Here is an 18579-nt window from a genome sequence, read left to right as displayed (position 1 = left end):
GGTCAGGACTCGCCGCGCAGCGCCTTGGAGACGCGCTCGTCGAAGTTGATCAGGTTCCAGTCCCGCCGGTTCTCGATCAGGGCGTAGCCATGGGTGACCTTGCCGGTCGCGGTCGGCACCAGCCTGCCGTCGCGCACCACATAGCAGTCCATGCGGGAGGTGTAGGTGAAGTCCTTGAAGACGTTCTCCACGGTGTAGACCGTGTAGAGGTCCTCCTCCATCAGCGCCTCGTCCAGGATCTGGATCCGGGAGTGCGGGCAGGCGGGGATCCACCGGCGCTCGTCCAGCAGGGTCTTCACCGAGATGCCCCGGTCGGCGAGGAAGAGGTCCACGACCTCCTCCATCTGCCGCAGATAGCTGGACATCTGGAGCCGCTCCGAGAAGTGGCAGTACGGGTAGGGGATCCGCCACTTCCAGCCGAACGCGTTCTTCCCCGAGGTCAGCAGGTCGAGCACCGGGTCGGGGCCGGAGGTGCCGCGGCCGGCCGACAGCGAGGTGGTGACGGCCGTGAGGTCGGCGCCGGTCAGCTCCGGCGGCTCGGGGGCGACGGCGCCGGGGGTGCTCAGCCGGTCGGTGACGAACCGGGCGAGCTCGGCGGGCGGCTCACCGGCTGCCTCGACATAGCTGTCCGAGCGCAGCACCACCTTGGCGTTGGCGCCCACCACCTTGGTGTCCGCGCCGTCCCGGTCGGCGTGCAGGGACACCGTGAAGGAGATGAAGGTGTCATCGTCCCCGGCCGACGGCACCACCTGTGCCCGGACCGTCTCGTCCATGTAGAGGGCGTGCAGGATCCGGGTGTCGAGGTCGACGATGTCCACGCCGAGGCCGTGTTCGGCGTACAGCGCCCGCGCCGGGAGGTCCGCGTCGGCGAAGTGGCAGAGGATGGCCTCCTCGACCAGGTAGTTGATGTGCTTGAACCCGATCCAGGTACAGATGTTGGAGCCCTCGTACCGGGTGCGCAGCGACGCGGTCGTCTCGCTGGTGAGCAGCCTCTTGACGGCGCCTTCGGCCACTGTGGTCATCGATCGTGCTCCCATGGGAATCCGGGGCCGGGACCGCCGTGCGGACGGACGGCCGAACAGGTGCTGACGAAGCGGTCGAGCAGGGTGGCGAACTGCCGCGCCCGCTCGATCATCAGAAAGTGCCCGCAGTCGGGCAGCAGGCGGAACTCGGCGTCCGGGAGGCCGTCCGCGAGCGCGCGGCCCTCGGCCGGCGGCGCGGCGAAGTCGTCCGCACCGGCGAGGACGAGGCACGGCACGGTGAACCCTCCCAGCCGCAGGGCGGGGGTGCGCAGATAGATCTCGAAGAACCGCATCCAGCCATAGGGGCCGACCCAGTCCCGGATGCGCTCGGCGAGGTGGTGGCGGGCCGCCCGGGGGACGCGGTCCCCGGCGTGCACCCGGATGCCCTCGGCGATCAGCGGGGCCATGTTGTCCACGGAGTGCGCCAGGCTCGCCCAGTCGAACTCCTCGGCCGTACGCCGGTAGAACGGGGACACCAGCACCAGGCCGTGGACGCCGAACTCGGTGAACGGGTCCAGGCCCTCCTCGATCCGGCGGCCCAGGAACTCCATCAGGACGTTGGCGCCCATCGAGTGGGCGACCACCACGGTGGCGCCGCCCGGCACCGCGCGCAGGGCGTCGCCCGTGTACGGCACCAGATCGCCCCGGACGCTCCACCCGGCGACGCTCCGCCCCCGCCAGGGCAGGTCGGCGGCCCACAGCTCGGGTCCGCCGGCCCGCCGGCCGTGCTCGACGCAGGCGTCCCACACCGAGCTGCTGTTGGACAGTCCGTGCAGGAAGAGCACCCGGCCACGGCCGGGGTCGCCCGGCGCGCGCCGGGTCACCAGCACGGGGCTCTCCTTGTCGCCCCGCGCGGACGCCTCGGCGGGCCCACCGTCCTCCTGGGCGAGTCCCCGCACGGGGCGGTCACCGGCGGCGGACATCAGGCCGCTGCCCGCCCGCGCAGCGCGATGCCCGCACTGGCGTCGTCGGCGTCGGTGCCCGCGGTGGCGTACACCGGACCGGCTCCGCCCCGGGCGAACCAGCCGACGGCCGCGGCGCACTGAAGCACTCCCAGCGCGCCCGAGCCCAGGCCGAAGACCTCGCCCAGATCGTGCCGGTCCACGCCCTCCAGCAGGGTGTCCGGCACGGCGGCCGCCCGCTGTTCGGGCAGCTGCCACAGGGCCGGCCGGTCACCGGTCGTCCTGGCCAGCCGTTCCAGACAGCGGCCCAGTCCGGCGCCCCGGACGTAATCGCCGAGCACGGCCTGCGCGCTCGCTCCCCGTTCGGCGGCCGACTCCTCGCTCTCCACCACCAGCGCCGCCGCCCCGTCGATGGTCCGGGATCCGCCGGTGAAGGCGCGCACGGACTCGTTGTCGGGTTCGACGCCGAGGACCAGCGCCCGGGCGGCCCGGCCGCCGCGGATCAGCGTGGCCGCCCAGTGGACGGCGTCCAGCCCGGAGGTGGCGCCGTTGCACAGCATCAGATTGGGGCCGCGCAGCCCGAAGCGGATGGCGACGGAGGAGGCGATGACATTGCTCGAGGCGTTCGGCAGGTCCATGGCGCTGCCCGCCGCCGCCGTGTGCTCGGCGATGGTGTCCATCGCCCGGCAGATGGTGTCGAGATTGCCGTAGTTGGAGCTCGCGACCATCGCGACGGTTCCGCCGGGGACGCGCAGGCCCCCGTCGTCCAGCAGGCCGGCGTTCCGCAGGGCCGCGTCCGCCGCGCAGTACGCGAGTTGAGTGGCCCGGTCCTTGTACCGCAGGCCCTTCCGGCCGACCAGGTCCTTCGGCTCGACCGGCGGCGCCTCCGCCGCCGGTGCCAGCAGCTCCGGTGCCGACCTCGCGCGGGGCAGCACCACGCCGACCCCGCTCACCACCACGGTCATCGAGCCGCCTCCAGAATCGCGACGGCGTTGATGCCGCCGAAGCCGAACGCGTTCAACTGCGCCACGGTCAGCGGCCGGTGGGCCGCCTCGCCGGTGACGAAGCGGAATCCGGCCGCCTCGTCCACCGGGTTCTCCAGGCCCACGGTCGGCGGCACCCGCCCCTCGGCGAGGCAGCGCAGGGTGACCACCAGGTTGAGCAGCCCGGAGGCGCCTGAGGTGTGTCCGGTCATCGACTTGGTGGCGGTCACCAGGGGCTTGTCCCGGTCCGGACCGAAGACATCCGCGAGCGCGGTCGCCTCCGCCTCGTCGTTGAGCAGCGTCCCGGTGCCGTGCACCATCAACAGGTCGATGTCCGCGGGCTTCACCCCGCCCCGGGAGTGCGCCTCCCTGATCGCCTCCGCGATACCGGCCGGGTCCGGCGCCGTCACATGGAACGCGTCGCAGTTGACCGCGACGTCCCGGACCAGGCCGTGCACCGGACGTCCGCCGGGGACCCGGCTGAGCACGACCGCCGCCGCGCCCTCGCCCATCAGGACGCCGTCCCGGTCGCGGTCGAAGGGCCGCACCCGGGTCGGGGGCACCGGCTGCACCCGCTCCAGCAGTCCGTACATGGTCTCGGTGAGCACGTCGACCCCGGCCACGACCACCGTGTCCGCCCCCTGCGCCAGCAGGTCCACGCCCAGCGCCAGGGCGTACAGCCCGGCCGAGCACGCGTTGGACAGGGTGTGGGTGTCATCGGCCCGGAAGGTCTCGCGCAGCGCGGTGCCGAAGTGGAGCTCGGAGGCGGGGAATTCGGCGCCCTGGGTGCGCCACAGCTCCACCGAGCGCAGCTCGCGCAGCCCGGTGCCGACCAGGACCGGCACCCCGCTCAGATCGCTCTCGTCGAGGCCCGCGTCGCGGACCGCCTGGCCGACCGCGTCCAGCAGCAGCCCGGTCGCCCGCCGGGTGACGTCCACCCCGGGTGCGGGGCGGTTGTCCACCTCGTACGCGTGGTGGGCCGTGTGCCGGGCGTGGTCGAAGCCGCGCAGCTCGGCCACTCCGGAGCGGCCCGCGCACAGGTTGCGGAAGAGCTCGTCGACATCCCCGCCCAGCCCGGCCACGGCTCCCACGCCGGTCACCGCCCAGCTCATGCCGGCACCCCGTCGTACCGGCCGAGCAGCACCACGGCGTTGTTGCCGCCGAAGGCCAGCCCGTTGTTCTGCACGACCTTCAGCTCCGCCTCGATGGCCACATTGGGCACGCAGTCCACATCGCACTCGGGGTCGGTGGTGGTGTGGTTGATGGTCGGCGGAATGAACTTCTCGGTGATCGCCAGGGCACAGCCGATGGCCGACAGCGCGCTGGCGGCGCCCATGGTGTGGCCGATCATCGACTTCATCGAGATGGTCCTGGGCGGACGGCTGCCGAAGACCTCGCGGATGGCGCGTGCCTCGGTGACGTCGTTGGCCTTGGTGCCGGTGCCGTGGGCGGAGATGAGGTCCACCTGGTCGGCCTTGACCCCGGCGTTCTCCAGGGCCAGCTGCATGCACCGGCCGACGCTGTCCTGGTTGGGCGCCACCTGGTGGTAGGCGTCGCAGTTCAGGCCGTACCCGAGCACCTCGGCGTAGATCCGGGCGCCACGGGCCAGCGCGGACTCCAGGCTCTCCAGGACCAGCACCCCGGCGCCCTCGCCGGTGAGGATGCCCTTGCGGTCGACGTCGAACGGCCGGCACCGGTCCGGCGCGATGGTGCCCAGCCGGTAGAAACCGGAGAACGTCTTGCGGCACATCGCGTCGGCGCCGCCGCACAGCGCGTACTCCGCGTCCCCGGAGCGGACCGCGTCATAGCCGTAGCCCAGGGCATAGTTGCCGGCCGCGCAGGCGGTCGGAATCGTCACCGCCTCCACATCGGACAGCTCCAGCTCCTGCGCGATGGCCGCCGACAGGCGGCCGGCCGGAACGCGGCGGGCGAGTTCGGGCGACATGTGCTCGGGACCGTGGGTGATCTCGGCCTCGACCAGGTGGTCCAGGTCCCTCGATTCACCGTCGGTGGTCCCGATGGAGATCAGACCCGGCAGCGACCGCCAGTCCGCGATGGACACCCCCGCGTCCTCGATCGCCATCCGGGCCGCCGCGACCGAGTACTGCGTCGCCCGGCCCAGCTGCTCGACCGCGAGGTGGCGTATCCACCGCTCGGGGTCGAAATCCTCCACCTCACAACCGTTCGCGTGGTCGAACCCCTCGACGTCGAACACCGTGATCGGCTTGGCCCCGCTGGATCCGGCGCGCAGTCCCCGCCGGAACTCATCGACGCCCATACCGATACTGGAGACCACACCAAGACCGGTGATCACCACTCTTCGCGGGCTCGCATGCCCCGACTCCGCCATCCCGACCCCTTAAGTCCGCTGTTCCGGCCGTGTCCGCAGATACGAAAGCGCCGCTTTACCAGCCGGCGGACTCGGCGACTACCTCGTAGACGCCCTTGAGGTGCACCATCCGGGGGAGTTCCGACTGGTCGATGGTGACGTGGAATTCCTTCTCGAGATTCGCGAGAATTTCGATGGACCGCAGCGAGTCAGCCGAGTGGTCCTCCTTGAAGAGGCTGGTCTCGGTAACCTCGTCCTCTTCGATCTCCAGAACGTCGCAGACGATCTCCTTGATCTTCTGCACGCGCTCCTCGTGAACCGAACTCATGATGGATCCCCCACTTTCGAACAAGGCCGACCCACGGCCCGTTTCCATTTCGGACTCGGATCTTTCTATGGCACCCCGCGATACCGCGCAATGCCCACTGCATAAAGCTGCCACATCCCGGTCGGCAGACCTGCTCGCTACCCGGATTCCCGCTCATCGGCGGCTATTTATCGGCGCTTCCCAACAGAACTATCCGGGCGATCGGTACCGCGCAACAGCCGGTACAGGAAGCTGCCAGCGAATCGCTCCCGGCCGCCGCCGCCCCCTGATCAGGGGCCCGGTCCCGTGGACGGTTCACACGGTGGATCCGAGCCCCTGACCTCCTCCTCCCGGCATGCCACGGCGGGTGCGCGGAGCACCGCGGGCGCGCCGGGGGGAGGCACCGGCGGTCGTTCGGGGGATGACCACCGCCGGAGTCGGATCTCCCGCCGTCCACGTCCGGGACACGGGGTCTTCCGTCAACCGACTGGATTTCTATCCGAGTCCGTTGATCTTCCACAATGGCGCTAACAGGAAGGTGCCAGCGCGGGACCAGCCCCCGCCGCGGGCCGCCGGGGCGCCATGACACCATCGGTCGGTGATCGAGCTCGGCTACTCCCTCTCCCACCGCTTCCCGGACCCCTCGCAGACGGACTACCGGGGTGCGCCGGTCCAGGCCCTGCGCCACGACCTGTTCTGCGGCGATGTCCATCTGACGGACACCTCGACCGGCCGTGAACTGTCCACAGCCTGGGGATGGGTGCCGGTGCTGGACTTCGCCTGGGCGCTGTGCGACATCGTCGAACTGCTCGACCGGGATCCGCGCGGCAGCCGCTCCGCCACCCCCGTCCACGCGGAACTGGACTTCACCGAATCCACCGACCGGATGCGCTTCGAACGGCGTTTCGGATGGGTGGACATTACCGCCGACTGGTCACCGGCCACGGAACCACCGCTGAATTTCTCCCACGCCGAACTGCGCCGCGAGGCCAGGGACTTCCTGCACGATCTGATCGCGGATCTGGTGGATCTGCACGAGGAGCTCGCGGACAACCCCGCGATCTGGAATCTCCAGGCCCGTTTCCCCCGCGTCTAGCGTCCGTCTATCACCGGCCTATAGTCACGGACCCCCACTGGAATAGGACGGCCATAGGCGGGCATTCCATGCTGGTCCCGCGGACTTGGATGCCGGTCCGCACGAACCAGGGAGGTGCAGTGGAAAACGTATCGACCACTGAGATTCCGGCCGGAGTGGAACTCGATTTCACGGCCTGGCTTCAGCACCTGGAACGCCGGGACCTGGGCGATCCGGCGGAGTTCGCCGCGGTCGTCCGCGAGCTGGCGCTCGACCCGCACCGCACGGAGTACGCCGAATACATCGGGACCCGGCAGTCGCTGATGAGCGACGCGGGCGCCCGCTGGGCCAGCCTGGTGGCCATGCTCATCAACGCCGTCCACAGCACCATCGCGGACACGCCCTGAGGCGTCTCGAACCGGATCGGCCGGGGCCCGGGCCCGCCGAGGACCGCCCGGGCCCCGGCATCCGCCAGGACCGGCCGGGGCCGACGACCGCCGAGGACCGCCCGGCCCCGGCCCGGATCAGCCCGTACCGCCGCCCGGCGGTGACTGCGGCCCCGGTCCGCGGCCCCGCTGCTCACGGGCGAACAGCCACACCAACGGCCGGTACCGGTACCGCAGTTGGTCCCCGTCGGCGATGATGTCCAGCAGGCGGACCTCCGAGATCGACTCCAGTACGTCCTCGGCCCGCCCCTCCGGCCACCGCAGCTCCACGGCCGCCTGACGCGCCGTGAACGCGGCGCCCCCGTCCCGGTACGCCAGCATCCGGAACGCGTACCGGGCCGTCGGCGCCAGCCGGGCGTGACAGCGGCTCAGGGTCGCCCGCACATCGAGACTGCCCAGGGAGAGCTCGCCCAGCCGCCGCTCCGCGGGCGCCAGCCGGTCCGCCAGATGCGCCAGCCGCCACTGCGGATAGGCCGCCAGCCGCGCCGCGCAGATCCGCAGCGCCAGGGGCAGCCCGTCGCACCGCGCCACGATCCGGTCCGCCGCGTCCGGCTCCGCCGCCACCCTCCCGGGCCCCGCGAGTGCCGCCAGCAGCAGCCGCCCCTCCGCGGCGTCCAGCGGATCGAGCCGCACCAGGCGCACCCCCTCCACCGAGGCGAGCGAGGAGTGACCGGTGATCAGGGTGCGGCAGCCGTCGCCGTTCACCAGCAGCGGGCGCACCTGCCGGTCCTCGACCGCGTTGTCCAGCACCACCAGCGCCCGGCGGCCGGCCAGCCGGCTGCGGTACAGCTGCGCCCGTTCGTCCAGGGCGGCGGGCAGATCGTGGTGGCCGACGCCGAGCGCCCGCAGAAACCAGCCGAGCACATCCAGCGGATCCTTGGGCCCGCCGTCCTCCTCCCTCAGGTCGGCGTAGAGCTGCCCGTGCGGAAAGTCGGCACGGCACCGGTGCGCGGCGTGCACCGCCAGCGCCGAGGTGCCCGTCCCCGGAGCGCCGGTCAGCACCGTCGCCCCGCCGCGCCCGGGGGCCCGCAGCCCGTCCGACACGACCGCGAGCTGCTCGGCGCGCCCGCTCAGATCGGCGATGTCGGTCGGCAGCATGGCCGGCATCAGACCGGCCCAGATGTCCCCGGCCATCGGCTCCGGCCCGGGAACGCCCGCCCGCCCCGCCTTGTGCAGCCGCACCCGGACCGGCTCCGGGGCGGCGGGGCCGGGCAGATCGCCGCGCAGCACCCCGTGGTGGACGTGGCGCAGCCCCGCGCCGGGATCCATCCCGAGCTCGTCGCGCAGCACCCGCCGGCCGCGCTCGTAGACCGCCAGCGCGTCCGCCCGCCGGTCACACCGGTACAGGGCGGTCATCAACTGTCCGCGCAGGCCCTCCCGGAGCGGATGCTCGGCCACCAGCCGGGTCAGTTCGGGTACGGACCGGGCGTGCCGGCCCAGCGCCAGCTCCGCCTCGATGCGGTGCTCCACCGCGCTGATCCGGGCCTCCTCCAGCCGCGGCAGCTCCGTCTCCTCCAGGAAGCCCGTCACATCCGACAGCGCGGGCCCCCGCCACAGCGCCAGGGCGGTGTGCAGCCGCTCGGCGGCGTCCGCGTACCGGCCGTCGGCGAGTTCACCGCGCCCCTGCTCGGCGAGGCGCTGGAACTCCTCCCAGTCGAACCGGGCCCAGCTCGGGTCCATGGCGTACCCCGGGCCCCGGCGGGCCAGCTGGAGCCAGGGGGCGCAGCGCTTCCGCAGCCGCGAGATATGGGTGTAGAGCTGCGCGGTCATCGTGACCGGCGGATTGCGTCCCCACAGCAGCTCGCTGAGCCGGTCGTCCGAGACCACCCGGCCGCCGGACAGCAGCAGAGCGGCCAGCACGGTCCGCTGTTTGGCCCCGTCGACGGGCAGCAACAGCCCGTCCACGCGCACCTCCACCGGCCCCAGGATTCCGAACTCCACCTGCCGCACAGCTGCCTCCCCACGGCCTCGGTGTCGTTCGGCCCGACCACCCCCGCCCTCGTTCGTCCCACCCCGCCCCGCCGGCCGCGGGACGTCAGTTACCTGACAACTCGGCGATCCGCACCGCCGCGTCGATCGCCTCACAGCCGAGCTGATGCCCCGGATTGCGGCTCACCCGGCTGATCGGCCCGGAGAGCGACAGCGCCGCGATCACCCGCCCCTCCGGGGAGCGCACCGGCGCCGATACGGTCGCCATGTCCGGCTCCCAGCCCCCGACGCTCTGGGCCCAGCCCCGCCGCCGTACGCCGGAGAGCATGGCCGCGGAGAACCGGGCCCCGCGCAGCGCCTCGTACAGCACCTCGGGTTCCTCCCACGCGAGCAGCACCTGGGCCACCGCCCCGGACTTCATGGGGAACGCGGTGCCCACCGGCATCGGCTCACCGCCCAGCACCTCGGACGAGGCCACACAGATCCGCATCCGGCCACGCCGCCGGTGGAGCCGGGCGCTCGTCCCGGTCCGGGCGCTCACCTGCGCCAGCACCGGGCCCGCCTGGGCCTTCAGCCGGTCCTGGCGCGCCTCGACGACCATGTCGCCCAGCCGGGGGCCGAGGGCGAAGCGCCCCTGCCCGTCACGGGCGACCAGTCTCAGCCGCTCCAGGGCCACCACCAGCCGGTGCACGGTGGGCCGTTTCAGACCGGTGTCGGAGACCAGCCGGGCCAGCGTGGCGGGGCCGCCCTCCAACACGCCCAGCAGCAGCGACGCCTTGTCGAGCACGCCCACTCCGCTCATCTGCGGCGGTGAGGTCATCGTCGAGTGGGCCATGAGGTCAACCCAGATACGCGGCGAGCGCGCGGACGACGGCGTCGCGCTGCTCCACCAGGTAGAAGTGGTTCCCCGGCAGCACTCGCAGTTCGAAGCCCGCCGGTGCCACCTCGCCCCACGCGGCCATGTCCTCCACGGTGATGTGCGGGTCGCCGTCCCCGACATGGGCCACCACCGGGCAGCCGACCGGCACCGCGGTACGGGGGCCGTACGTCCCGACCGCCTTGAAGTCCGACCGGAGCGCGGGCAGCACCACCTCGCGCAGATCCGGGTCGTCCAGCAGCTCGCCGTCGGTGCCGCCGAGCCCCCGCACCTCCTCGAGCAGCGCCTCGTCGCCGTCCAGGTAGGTGGTCCTGGGCGTCAGTTCGTGCGGGGCCTTCCGGCTGGAGACGAAGAGCGCCTGGGGGAGGATGCCGTGCCGGCTCTCGAGACGCAGCGCGACCTCGTACCCCACGGAGGCGCCCATGCTGTGGCCGAAGAGGGTCAACGGCACGTCCGCGAAGGGCAGCAGGGCCGCCGTGACCTCCTCCGCGAGGTCCTCGATGCGGTCGATGCCCGGCTCGGCGAGCCGCTCCTGCCGACCCGGATAGCGCGTGGCGAGCACTTCCACCCCGTAGTCGAAGGCGGTCCCCCAGCCGTGGAAGAACCCGGCGGATCCCCCCGCGTGCGGCAGGCAGACCAGCCGCCCGCGCGGTGCCGCCCCGGTCCCGTATCTGCGGAACCACTTGCTGTCGATGCCGACGGCCATCTTCTCCACGCACCTCCTCGTCATCGTCGGCCGATCCCCCGTCGCCCTGGTGACCCGCCCGCATTCCTTGCGGCCAGTTCTAGCCGCGCCCCGATGCACCGGGCAACGGCCGGTCAGGAAGCTGCCATTGGGCCGCTGAAAAGAATGCGATGGCCCGTCACCGTCGCTCGCCGGTGGATTGTGAGATGAGCAGACCGAGTTCCGCGGCACGCACTCCGGCCTGAAATCGTGAATTCGCCCCGAGCAATGCCATGATCTCCGCGACATATCTTCGGTAGGTGCGCACGGACATCGCGAGTTCCCGAGCCGCGACCTCGTCGGTCACCCCGGCCCGCAGCCGCTCGAGTATCTGCTGTGCGATATCCGCCCGCGTCTTGTCACCGAATTCGATGCGGTCCGAGACCTCGACCGCGTTGCGCCATACCCCGTCGAACAGCGCGACCAGCGGCTGGATGACACCGGGGGCGCGGACCACCGAGGCCCGGCGGCCCGCCACCGACGCGGCGCACACCAGCGCGTGCTCGTTGTCGGCGATCACGGCGACCAGCGCGGGGATCCGCGCCACCCGGGTCCGTACCCGCGGTTCGGCGGCATGCGCCGAGACGAACCGCCAGTCGAGCGTCGAGGGCGTGCACAGCAGCCGCACCCGGGAGGTCTTCCGCGCCGTACCGGACAGCAGCGCGGTCAGGGCGCCGTGGACCGCGTCGGAGTACGCGGGCTCCGCGGCGAGCACCACGTCGACGCGCTTGGTGGCGTCCGTGACCAGCCGCGCCGCCGTCTCGACGGCGTCCTCATGGGCGTCGACGACGTCCACCATGGAGTCGCGGTTCAACTGATTACGGCGTCTGTCCACCGTGGACGCGAGGAGCGCGCTGACTTCCAGCAGCTCCCGTTCGAATTCATCGGCGGCCTCGACCGGAACGAGGTCGACCTCTCGACGGCTGCTGCCCGAAGAGCTCTCGGGCACCCCGGATGGCACACCACTCACCCCCGCGTGAGTCCTTCATCGCGTATCAACCGCGGAACACCCACTCGTGTCCGCCCATCGGCGCGGCCCGCCCCGCACCGCGTCACTCCACGGGTCAGTCGGCCGTCGACAGCAGGCCCAGCTCGACCGCCCGCACCCCCGCCTGGAACCGGGAGCTGGCCCCCAAGGCCCGCATGATCTCCGCGACATGGCGCCGGTAGGTGCGTAACGACACCTCGACCTCACGTGCCGCGACATCGTCGGTGTAGCCCTTGCAGAGCCGCTCCAGGATGCGCCGGGCGGACTCGGTCCGCAGCCGCTCGCTGATCCAGCGGTGCTCCGCGAGGCGCACCGCGCCCGACCACGCACCGGCGAACAGCAGATCCAGGGCCCGGACGGACGCCGTGTCCTCGATGACCGACACCACGTCCCCTCCCCCGCGCTCCACGGAGGACCGGACCATGGCCACGCCGCCGTCCACGATCAGCATCTCCATGACCGCGTCGACCACCTTGACCTGCGTGTTCACACCGCTTTCCACGGCGGCGCGGGTCGCGGGGTCGGCGAGCGCACCAGGAGTGCACAGCAGCCGCACCGGAATGCGCCCCCGGCCCGGCCCGGTCAGCCGGCGCAGCGCCGACACCATGACCTCGGCCCGGTCGCCGCCGGCGGGGAGCGCGATGCTGACGCCGTGCCGGGCCCGGTCGACGAGCCCTTCCACGGCGTGTCCGACGGCCGCGTCATTCCCCTTCATCGTCACCACGGCGTGCCGGGCCACGGTGCGGCGGTGCAGATTCACCGTCGAATCGATCAATTTACGGGCCTGGAGCAGTGCCTGCACCACACCGTCACGGCCCGGTTCGGGACCACAGGCTCCCGAAGCCGCGCTTACCGCCGCCGGTTCCCCCGCTCTCGCGGAAACAGGCGCCATCGCCAAACCTGTCACGCTTTACCCCCGTTATGACACAACGATCACCAGCGGACATCGGACCGGTAGGTCCGGGATGCGGCTGGGAGGTTGAAGTGAGTGACCATCCCCCTGAATGGCCAGGTATGTTCCGTTCGCCAAAGGTTGAAAGGCGGAACACTTCAATTATCGATGCGCGGCCGACAGTAGTTCCCACTCCTACGCCAGTCAACGCGTTCGAGTCGGCCCGGAAAGAGTAGGCACGCCTCCCCCCTTATCGGCCCCCTCGATCCCCCGCGCGAACCCCCGAAGTTGTCAGCTAGCTGTAAGCACCATCCCCGGGGTCCCCCGCCTCCGACGTCGTGATCATCACTGTACGCATCGGTCAGGAGGCTTTCAGCGAGCGTCCCGGGTTGTTTCTGTCCTGTTACTGCCAGCCAACGTAGGGAATCGGAGAATGACTCCGACAAGCCGCGAACCAGCGGGTCATACCACTCCAAACCCGTGTGGCGATCATTCACATGAGGAGTTCCTCATTCCTGAGTGACCGCCGCCACAACCCGGACCGAAGTGGCGATTACGGCATGCGTCAGGCCGCCGCGCAGACGCCCTTCATGCTGTCGATCAGCGCGAGCACCGCCCGTGCGGACGGAAGAATCATGCGACCTTCCCTGGTGAGCTGGGCACCGGTGGAGTCGCGAGTGAAAAGCTTGGTGCCCAGCATCTGTTCCAGGCACTTGATCTGGTAACTAATGGCCGGTTGTGAATAGCCGAGCGCCTTGGCCGCCTGATCCATACGCCCTATCTCAGCGATGGAAACGAAAGCGCGGAACTCCCGCTCATGCATTTTGCCCCCTGTCCGGCGGCCATCATCCGATGGCCGTCGAGAACCCGTCGCCGAGAAGGCACGGGTTATCCGATCCGTCGAGACCATATCAACGTACTCAATCTTGGAAGGCAACATCCGGTGCAGGAAGCTGCAATGCGACGGGCCGCGAAGACTTCACAAGAGCGGAACATGCTGCAACACCGGAGGTGAAGAACCCGGCCCCGATGAAAGTTCACCCGTCGTTCACCGCACACACCGCGCGGGCGGTCCGTGGCGACTCCGGCCGCGATGACTTCGCGGCGGCTCGGAAGCGGCGGCTCAGAAGCGGCGGACCGGAAGCAGTGGACCAGAAGCCGTGGACCGGAAGTGGCGGCCCAGATGCGGCGACTCAGAAGCGGCGACTCAGAAGCGGTCGGGTGGAGACAGCGGACGCCCCCGGAGGGCAGACCGTCCGGGGCTTCTTCTTCCCTGCTCGGGCTCAGAGCCGACTGTCGGGTTCGAACCGACGACCTTCGCTTTACAAGAGCGGTGCTCTACCAGCTGAGCTAAGTCGGCGTCCCCCGTAGTGTACCCGGCCCCGGGGGGTGATCCGTTCGAAAATTCTCGGGTCCTGGCTAGAGACACGGCCACCCCCGCCGGTATAGCGTCACGCCAATCCACCTCCGGTGGACTAGACCCCTCCTTTACTCGGATCGTCCGGCACGTTCCTGCCGGTGAAGGGACAGATCACCATGGCCACGGTCACGTACGACAAGGCAACCCGGGTGTACCCGGGCACCGAGAAGCCCGCCGTCGACCAGCTCGACATCGGCATCGAGGACGGCGAGTTCCTCGTCCTCGTCGGCCCCTCCGGCTGCGGCAAGTCCACCTCCCTGCGGATGCTCGCGGGGCTCGAGGACGTCAACGGCGGAGCCATCCGGATCGGGGACCGGGACGTCACCCACCTGCCGCCGAAGGACCGGGACATCGCCATGGTGTTCCAGAACTACGCGCTGTACCCGCACATGACCGTCGCCCAGAACATGGGCTTCGCGCTCAAGATCGCCGGCGTCAACAAGACCGAGATCCGGCAGAAGGTCGAGGACGCGGCGAAGATCCTGGACCTCACCGAGTACCTGGAGCGCAAGCCGAAGGCGCTGTCCGGTGGTCAGCGGCAGCGTGTCGCGATGGGCCGGGCGATCGTCCGGGAGCCGCAGGTGTTCCTCATGGACGAGCCGCTGTCCAACCTGGACGCCAAGCTGCGTGTGCAGACGCGTACCCAGATCGCCAGCCTCCAGCGGCGGCTGGGCATCACGACGGTGTACGTCACCCACGACCAGGTCGAGGCCATGACCATGGGCGACCGGGTGGCGGTGCTCAAGGACGGGCTGCTCCAGCAGGTCGACTCGCCGCGCAACATGTACGACCGCCCCGCCAACCTCTTCGTCGCGGGCTTCATCGGCTCGCCCGCGATGAACCTGGTCGAGGTGCCGATCGCCGACGGCGGTGTGAAGTTCGGCAACAGCGTCGTCCCGGTCTCGCGCGAGGCGCTGAGCGCCGCGTCCGACAAGGGAGACCGCACGGTCACCGTGGGCGTCCGGCCCGAGCACTTCGACGTGGTCGAGCAGAACGGCGGCGCCGCCCAGGGCCTCACCAAGGCGTCCGACGACGCCCCGGCCGGTCTCGCCGTCACCGTCAACGTCGTCGAGGAACTCGGCGCCGACGGCTACGTCTACGGCACCGCCGACGTCGGCGGCGAGGTCAAGGACCTGGTCGTCCGCGTGAACGGGCGCCAGGTGCCGGAGAAGGGCGCGCAGCTGCACGTCGTGCCGCGGCCGGGCGAGACCCACGTCTTCTCGACCTCGTCCGGGGAGCGGCTCAGCGACTGAGGCCGCGAGCCCGTCAGTTCGTACCGACGGCGCCGTTCGTCCGCTTCCCGCGGACGGGCGGCGCCGTCGCGTTGGGTGGGCGGGGGAGCGAGCGCGGCGCGGTGTTGCGTCGCGGTGTTGCGTTGTCGATAAATTCCCCGACATTTCGCGCATTTCGCCCCCGAGCGTCAACCCTCCGAACGCCAGGAGCGGGTTTCCATCACCCGGCCCGGTGACGGAATGTCGCCAAATCGTCGCTCCTCGCTACGATCACCGCGTACGCAGTTCCGTACCACCCACTCCGTACCACCCACCCGCGAGGAACCACCCCGTGAACCACGCAGCCCGCCGCATCGGCAGAACGCTCGCCCTCGTCCTCCCCGTCGTGCTCGTCCTCTCCGGCACCCTCGCGGTCACCCGCGTCCCCTGGGCCTCGCCGAGCGCCGAGTCGCAGATCCTCACCGCCTCCTCCGACCGGGCGTCCACCCATGCCACCCACCGGGCGCCGCATGAGCTGCTGCGGGACCGGCTGCTCGCCGAGCTCCAGGAGAAGAACCCCTCCGTGGCGCTCACCCACCTCCAGGTGGCGACGGCCGAACGGCCCTCGCTGGCCAAGCACTGCGCCTCCATCGCCCGGGCGCTCGGCCGCGCGGCGGTCGCCAAGTACGGCGGTGTGAGCCGCGCCCAGGCGTACGCACGGCCCGTCTGCGACACCTCGTTCGCGTCCGGGACCACCCAGGCGTACCGCTGACCGCGTCCCGCCGTCCGCGCCGTCCGCGCCGTCCGCGCCGTCCCCGCCGTCCCTCCGTCCCCCGCCGGGGCTCTTCCCGCCCTCGTTCCCCTCTGTTCCCCCTTCGGCGGTCCCCGCACCGCATATGGTGCGGTTCATGAGCGATGACGACGAGCGCAAGCCCGGGCATCACCACCAGACCGCGCGCCCCACACAAGCCGTCGTCCTGGCCGGAGGCCAGGGCTCACGGCTGCGTCCGTACACCGACGACCGCCCCAAGCCGATGGTCGAGATCCCGGGCACCGGGACTCCGATCATCGGCCACCAACTGGCCTGGCTGGCCGCCGAGGGCGTCACCGACGCCGTGGTCTCCTGCGGCCACCTCGCCGCCGTCCTCCAGGACTGGCTCGAGGCGGCGGAGCTGCCGCTGCGGGTGCGGACCGTCGTCGAGAAGGAGCCGCTGGGGCGCGGCGGCGGCCTGAAGTTCGCCGCCGCCAGGCTCCCGGAGCCCGACCAGCCCTGGTACGCCACCAACGGCGACATCTGGACCCGCTTCTCGCTCCGCGACATGGCGGACTTCCACGACGAGCGCGGCGCCACCGCCACGCTCGCCCTCGCCCGGCCGCGCATTCCGTGGGGAGCGGTGGAGACCAATGAGTTCGGCCACGTCCTGGACTTCATCGAGTCGCCGCCCTCGCCGTACCTCATCAACGCGGGCGTCTACGTCTTCTCCGCCGCGTTCACCGCGCTGCTGCCCGACCGGGGCGACCACGAGCGCACCACCTTCCCGCGCCTGGCGCGGGAGCGCCGGCTGGCGGGCTTCCCCCTCCCCCAGGGTGCGTACTGGCGGGCCATCGACACGGCCAAGGACCTCACCGAGGCCGCCAAGGAACTGGCCGCGGGCCCCCCACCCCACGGCCACGGCCCCTTCGACACGACCCCTGTGCCACACGCCTGAGCCGCGGCGCGCCACGCGGCGCGGAGGGCTGCCGCTCCGCTGGCCGCGGGCGGCACTGGGCTGCGGCTCGGGGCCGGAGCCCTTCCTGACGGCGCCTGCGGCGGGCTGCTCCCCTCCCCGCCCCTTCCCGAAACTGGGGCTCCGCCCCAGACCCCGGGGCCCAGTGGCAGAGCCCCCGCCACGCGGCGGAGCCGCATACCGAAGCCGCGGGAAGAAACGCGGCGGGAAGGCACGTCGGCCCAGCCGCCAACCCCCCGGCGTCACCGCGCGCCAGCACACACCAGACGGCACCCAACGCCCCACGGCGAACCCGGGGCCCAGGGGCAGAGCCCCTGGTTACGGGAAGGAGCGGGTAGGGGAAAGACCCACCGCCCCGCCGTCACCACGCGCCAGCACACCACAGGCCCCGAGCCCCCACCCCCGAACCCGGGGCCCAGGGGCAGAACCCCTGGACCCGTCGGGCACCGCTACGCGCGGGATCGTTCTCAGCCGAGGAGGCCGCCCAGGGCGGCTTCCTCGGCGGCCGGGTCGCTGTAGTTGTACGTGTTGTCCTCCGGCGGCCCACCCTCCGGGCCCCCCGCGGACAGACCGCCCCCGGCGCCGCCCAGCGAGGACGGGCCCGGCGCCGTCGGGGCGAGGGGATGGCGCGGGGAGCGGGGGGTGGTACCGAGGCCCGGGCGGGGCCCGGACGCGCCGCTGGGGCGGCCCGACGTGCCGGACGCCGAATCCGTCGCGCTCGGCACCCCGGCCGAGGACGCCGACGCCGAGGAGTCCGAGGCGGACGGCCGCGGACGGTGCGGCAGCCGCTCGCGCGGCGACGGCGTGCCCCCCGTGCCACCGCCCGTGCCCACCGTCCCGCGCTGCCCGCCGCGCGGGCTCTCCGCGGGCTTGCTGGGCAGCGGCGAGCCGGGCAGGTTGTTCGTCGGCATATCGCTCGGCTCCGGCGCCTTCACGACCTCCGAGGACCGCACGGCGGCGCCCAGCATCGAGCCCACCAGCAGCGTCAGCCCGGCGACCACCATCGCCATCACGCCGCCGCGGCGCAGCACCCGGCGCCGCAGCGCCCACAGTTCGGCCCGGGGGCCGAGCCGCCGCCACGCCTCACCGGCGAGGCGGCCGTCCACCGAGTAGACCGGCGCGCCCGCGATGATCAGTGGGCTCCAGGCGGCGAGGTAGATGATGTCGGGCGCGTCGTAGACCGGCACCGTGCGCCAGCTCACGGTGACGATCAGCGCGGCGGACAGCAGCGCGCCGAACGAGGCGGCCAGCCGCTGCCACAGCCCGAGCACGGTCAGCACCCCGACCACGATTTGCAGGAAGGCCACGGTCAGCCCGGCGCCCACCGGATGCTCCAGCGCCAGGTCGCGCAGCGGCTCGGCGATCGGCCAGGGGTGCAGCCTGCGCAGCCAGGTGACCATCGAGCCGCGTTCGCCGCCGTCGAAGTAGACGGGGTCGGAGAGCTTGCCCATCCCGCCGTAGATGGAGATGAAGCCGAGGAAGATGCGCAGCGGGAGCAGGACGACGCCGAGGTTCATCCGGCGCCCGGGGTAGTAGGCGTGGCGTACGGACTCGGAGTGGCGGCGCGGGCGCGGAACCGCTGCGCGCCCCGCCGCGTCCCGCTCTCCGTCGAGGGCGCCCGGCCGTGCGGAGGCCGCGCCGCGCCGCGCCGCGCCGGCCGCCCTGGCCACCGCGCTCGCCCAGGCCGCCCTCCCTCCTCCTGCCGCGGCTCCTTATCGCCCTGCCACCACGGCCGCCACCGCCCGTT

General features: G+C 71.7%; 17 protein-coding genes, 1 tRNA gene and 1 pseudogene. 5 read left to right on the top strand and 14 right to left on the bottom strand.

From position 1 onward, the window contains the following. Positions 1-2 precede the first annotated feature (2 nt). Genes ABD329_RS26955 through ABD329_RS26930 form a run of 6 tightly spaced genes read right to left on the bottom strand, consistent with a single transcriptional unit; the run spans position 3 to position 5564 of the window. Entirely contained in the window at positions 3-1022 is a 1020-nt protein-coding gene (locus ABD329_RS26955; protein ID WP_344317023.1) for a hypothetical protein, read from the bottom strand. After that, positions 1019-1945 (bottom strand): alpha/beta fold hydrolase, encoded by a 927-nt coding sequence (locus tag ABD329_RS26950; protein ID WP_344317021.1) that lies wholly within the window; start codon positions 1943-1945, stop codon positions 1019-1021. Before ABD329_RS26950 ends, ABD329_RS26955 begins: the two co-directional genes overlap by 4 nt. Next, positions 1945-2889: a beta-ketoacyl synthase N-terminal-like domain-containing protein gene (locus ABD329_RS26945; protein WP_344317020.1), complete on the bottom strand. Its 945-nt coding sequence runs from the start codon at positions 2887-2889 to the stop codon at positions 1945-1947. Before ABD329_RS26945 ends, ABD329_RS26950 begins: the two co-directional genes overlap by 1 nt. After that, entirely contained in the window at positions 2886-4019 is a 1134-nt protein-coding gene (locus tag ABD329_RS26940; protein ID WP_344317019.1) for a beta-ketoacyl-[acyl-carrier-protein] synthase family protein, read from the bottom strand. The genes ABD329_RS26945 and ABD329_RS26940 overlap by 4 nt, the downstream gene beginning before the upstream one ends. Continuing rightward, positions 4016-5257 carry a beta-ketoacyl-[acyl-carrier-protein] synthase family protein gene (locus tag ABD329_RS26935; protein ID WP_344317018.1) on the bottom strand — a complete coding sequence of 414 codons (1242 nt, stop codon included), beginning with the start codon at positions 5255-5257 and terminating at the stop codon, positions 4016-4018. The genes ABD329_RS26940 and ABD329_RS26935 overlap by 4 nt, the downstream gene beginning before the upstream one ends. A 55-nt stretch (positions 5258-5312) precedes the next feature. Then, positions 5313-5564 (bottom strand): acyl carrier protein, encoded by a 252-nt coding sequence (locus tag ABD329_RS26930; protein ID WP_014061562.1) that lies wholly within the window; start codon positions 5562-5564, stop codon positions 5313-5315. A gap of 577 nt (positions 5565-6141) precedes the next feature. Here ABD329_RS26930 and ABD329_RS26925 point away from each other — a divergent pair. Beyond that, complete coding sequence (locus tag ABD329_RS26925; protein ID WP_344317017.1) at positions 6142-6639, top strand: hypothetical protein; 498 nt, start codon at positions 6142-6144, stop codon at positions 6637-6639. A 119-nt stretch (positions 6640-6758) separates the two neighbouring features. Beyond that, positions 6759-7025: a hypothetical protein gene (locus ABD329_RS26920; protein ID WP_344317016.1), complete on the top strand. Its 267-nt coding sequence runs from the start codon at positions 6759-6761 to the stop codon at positions 7023-7025. 117 nt (positions 7026-7142) lie between these two features. Here ABD329_RS26920 and ABD329_RS26915 read toward each other — a convergent pair whose 3' ends face one another. The 7 genes from ABD329_RS26915 to ABD329_RS26885 form a co-directional block, all read right to left on the bottom strand. Continuing rightward, positions 7143-9014, bottom strand: a complete 1872-nt coding sequence (locus ABD329_RS26915) for an AfsR/SARP family transcriptional regulator (protein ID WP_344317015.1) — start codon at positions 9012-9014, stop codon at positions 7143-7145. A gap of 85 nt (positions 9015-9099) precedes the next feature. After that, a complete protein-coding gene (locus ABD329_RS26910; RefSeq protein WP_344317014.1) occupies positions 9100-9828 on the bottom strand; it encodes an IclR family transcriptional regulator in 729 nt (242 codons plus the stop codon). A 4-nt stretch (positions 9829-9832) separates the two neighbouring features. Next, positions 9833-10576 carry a thioesterase II family protein gene (locus tag ABD329_RS26905; protein WP_198280756.1) on the bottom strand — a complete coding sequence of 248 codons (744 nt, stop codon included), beginning with the start codon at positions 10574-10576 and terminating at the stop codon, positions 9833-9835. Positions 10577-10733: 157 nt separating this feature from the next. Beyond that, positions 10734-11564: a LuxR family transcriptional regulator gene (locus ABD329_RS26900; protein ID WP_309142894.1), complete on the bottom strand. Its 831-nt coding sequence runs from the start codon at positions 11562-11564 to the stop codon at positions 10734-10736. A gap of 94 nt (positions 11565-11658) precedes the next feature. Then, positions 11659-12387, bottom strand: a complete 729-nt coding sequence (locus ABD329_RS26895; protein ID WP_309142895.1) for a helix-turn-helix transcriptional regulator — start codon at positions 12385-12387, stop codon at positions 11659-11661. Positions 12388-13039: 652 nt separating this feature from the next. Then, complete coding sequence (locus ABD329_RS26890) at positions 13040-13297, bottom strand: LysR family transcriptional regulator (RefSeq protein WP_014061570.1); 258 nt, start codon at positions 13295-13297, stop codon at positions 13040-13042. A gap of 464 nt (positions 13298-13761) precedes the next feature. Then, positions 13762-13834: transfer RNA gene (locus tag ABD329_RS26885), tRNA-Thr, on the bottom strand. 176 nt (positions 13835-14010) lie between these two features. On the opposite strand from ABD329_RS26885, the gene ABD329_RS26880 reads away from it, so the two are divergent. The 3 genes from ABD329_RS26880 to ABD329_RS26870 all read left to right on the top strand — a co-directional run bounded on the left by ABD329_RS26880 (position 14011) and on the right by ABD329_RS26870 (position 16814). After that, complete coding sequence (locus tag ABD329_RS26880; RefSeq protein ID WP_198280759.1) at positions 14011-15147, top strand: ABC transporter ATP-binding protein; 1137 nt, start codon at positions 14011-14013, stop codon at positions 15145-15147. Between the two features lie 310 nt (positions 15148-15457). Then, a complete protein-coding gene (locus ABD329_RS26875) occupies positions 15458-15877 on the top strand; it encodes a hypothetical protein (protein WP_020870433.1) in 420 nt (139 codons plus the stop codon). A 136-nt stretch (positions 15878-16013) separates the two neighbouring features. Further along, positions 16014-16814, top strand: a complete 801-nt coding sequence (locus tag ABD329_RS26870) for a nucleotidyltransferase family protein (RefSeq protein WP_198282466.1) — start codon at positions 16014-16016, stop codon at positions 16812-16814. Between the two features lie 485 nt (positions 16815-17299). Here ABD329_RS26870 and ABD329_RS26865 read toward each other — a convergent pair. Then, positions 17300-18481 (bottom strand): annotated as a pseudogene (locus tag ABD329_RS26865) (DoxX family protein); the annotation flags it as partial. Positions 18482-18579 lie beyond the last annotated feature (98 nt).

It is taken from the genome of Streptomyces javensis (genome assembly GCF_039525925.1).
Taxonomy (GTDB): Bacteria; Actinomycetota; Actinomycetes; order Streptomycetales; family Streptomycetaceae; genus Streptomyces; species Streptomyces asiaticus.
Note: the sequence above shows the minus strand (reverse complement) of the source record. Positions and strands in the feature narration are given on the sequence as shown.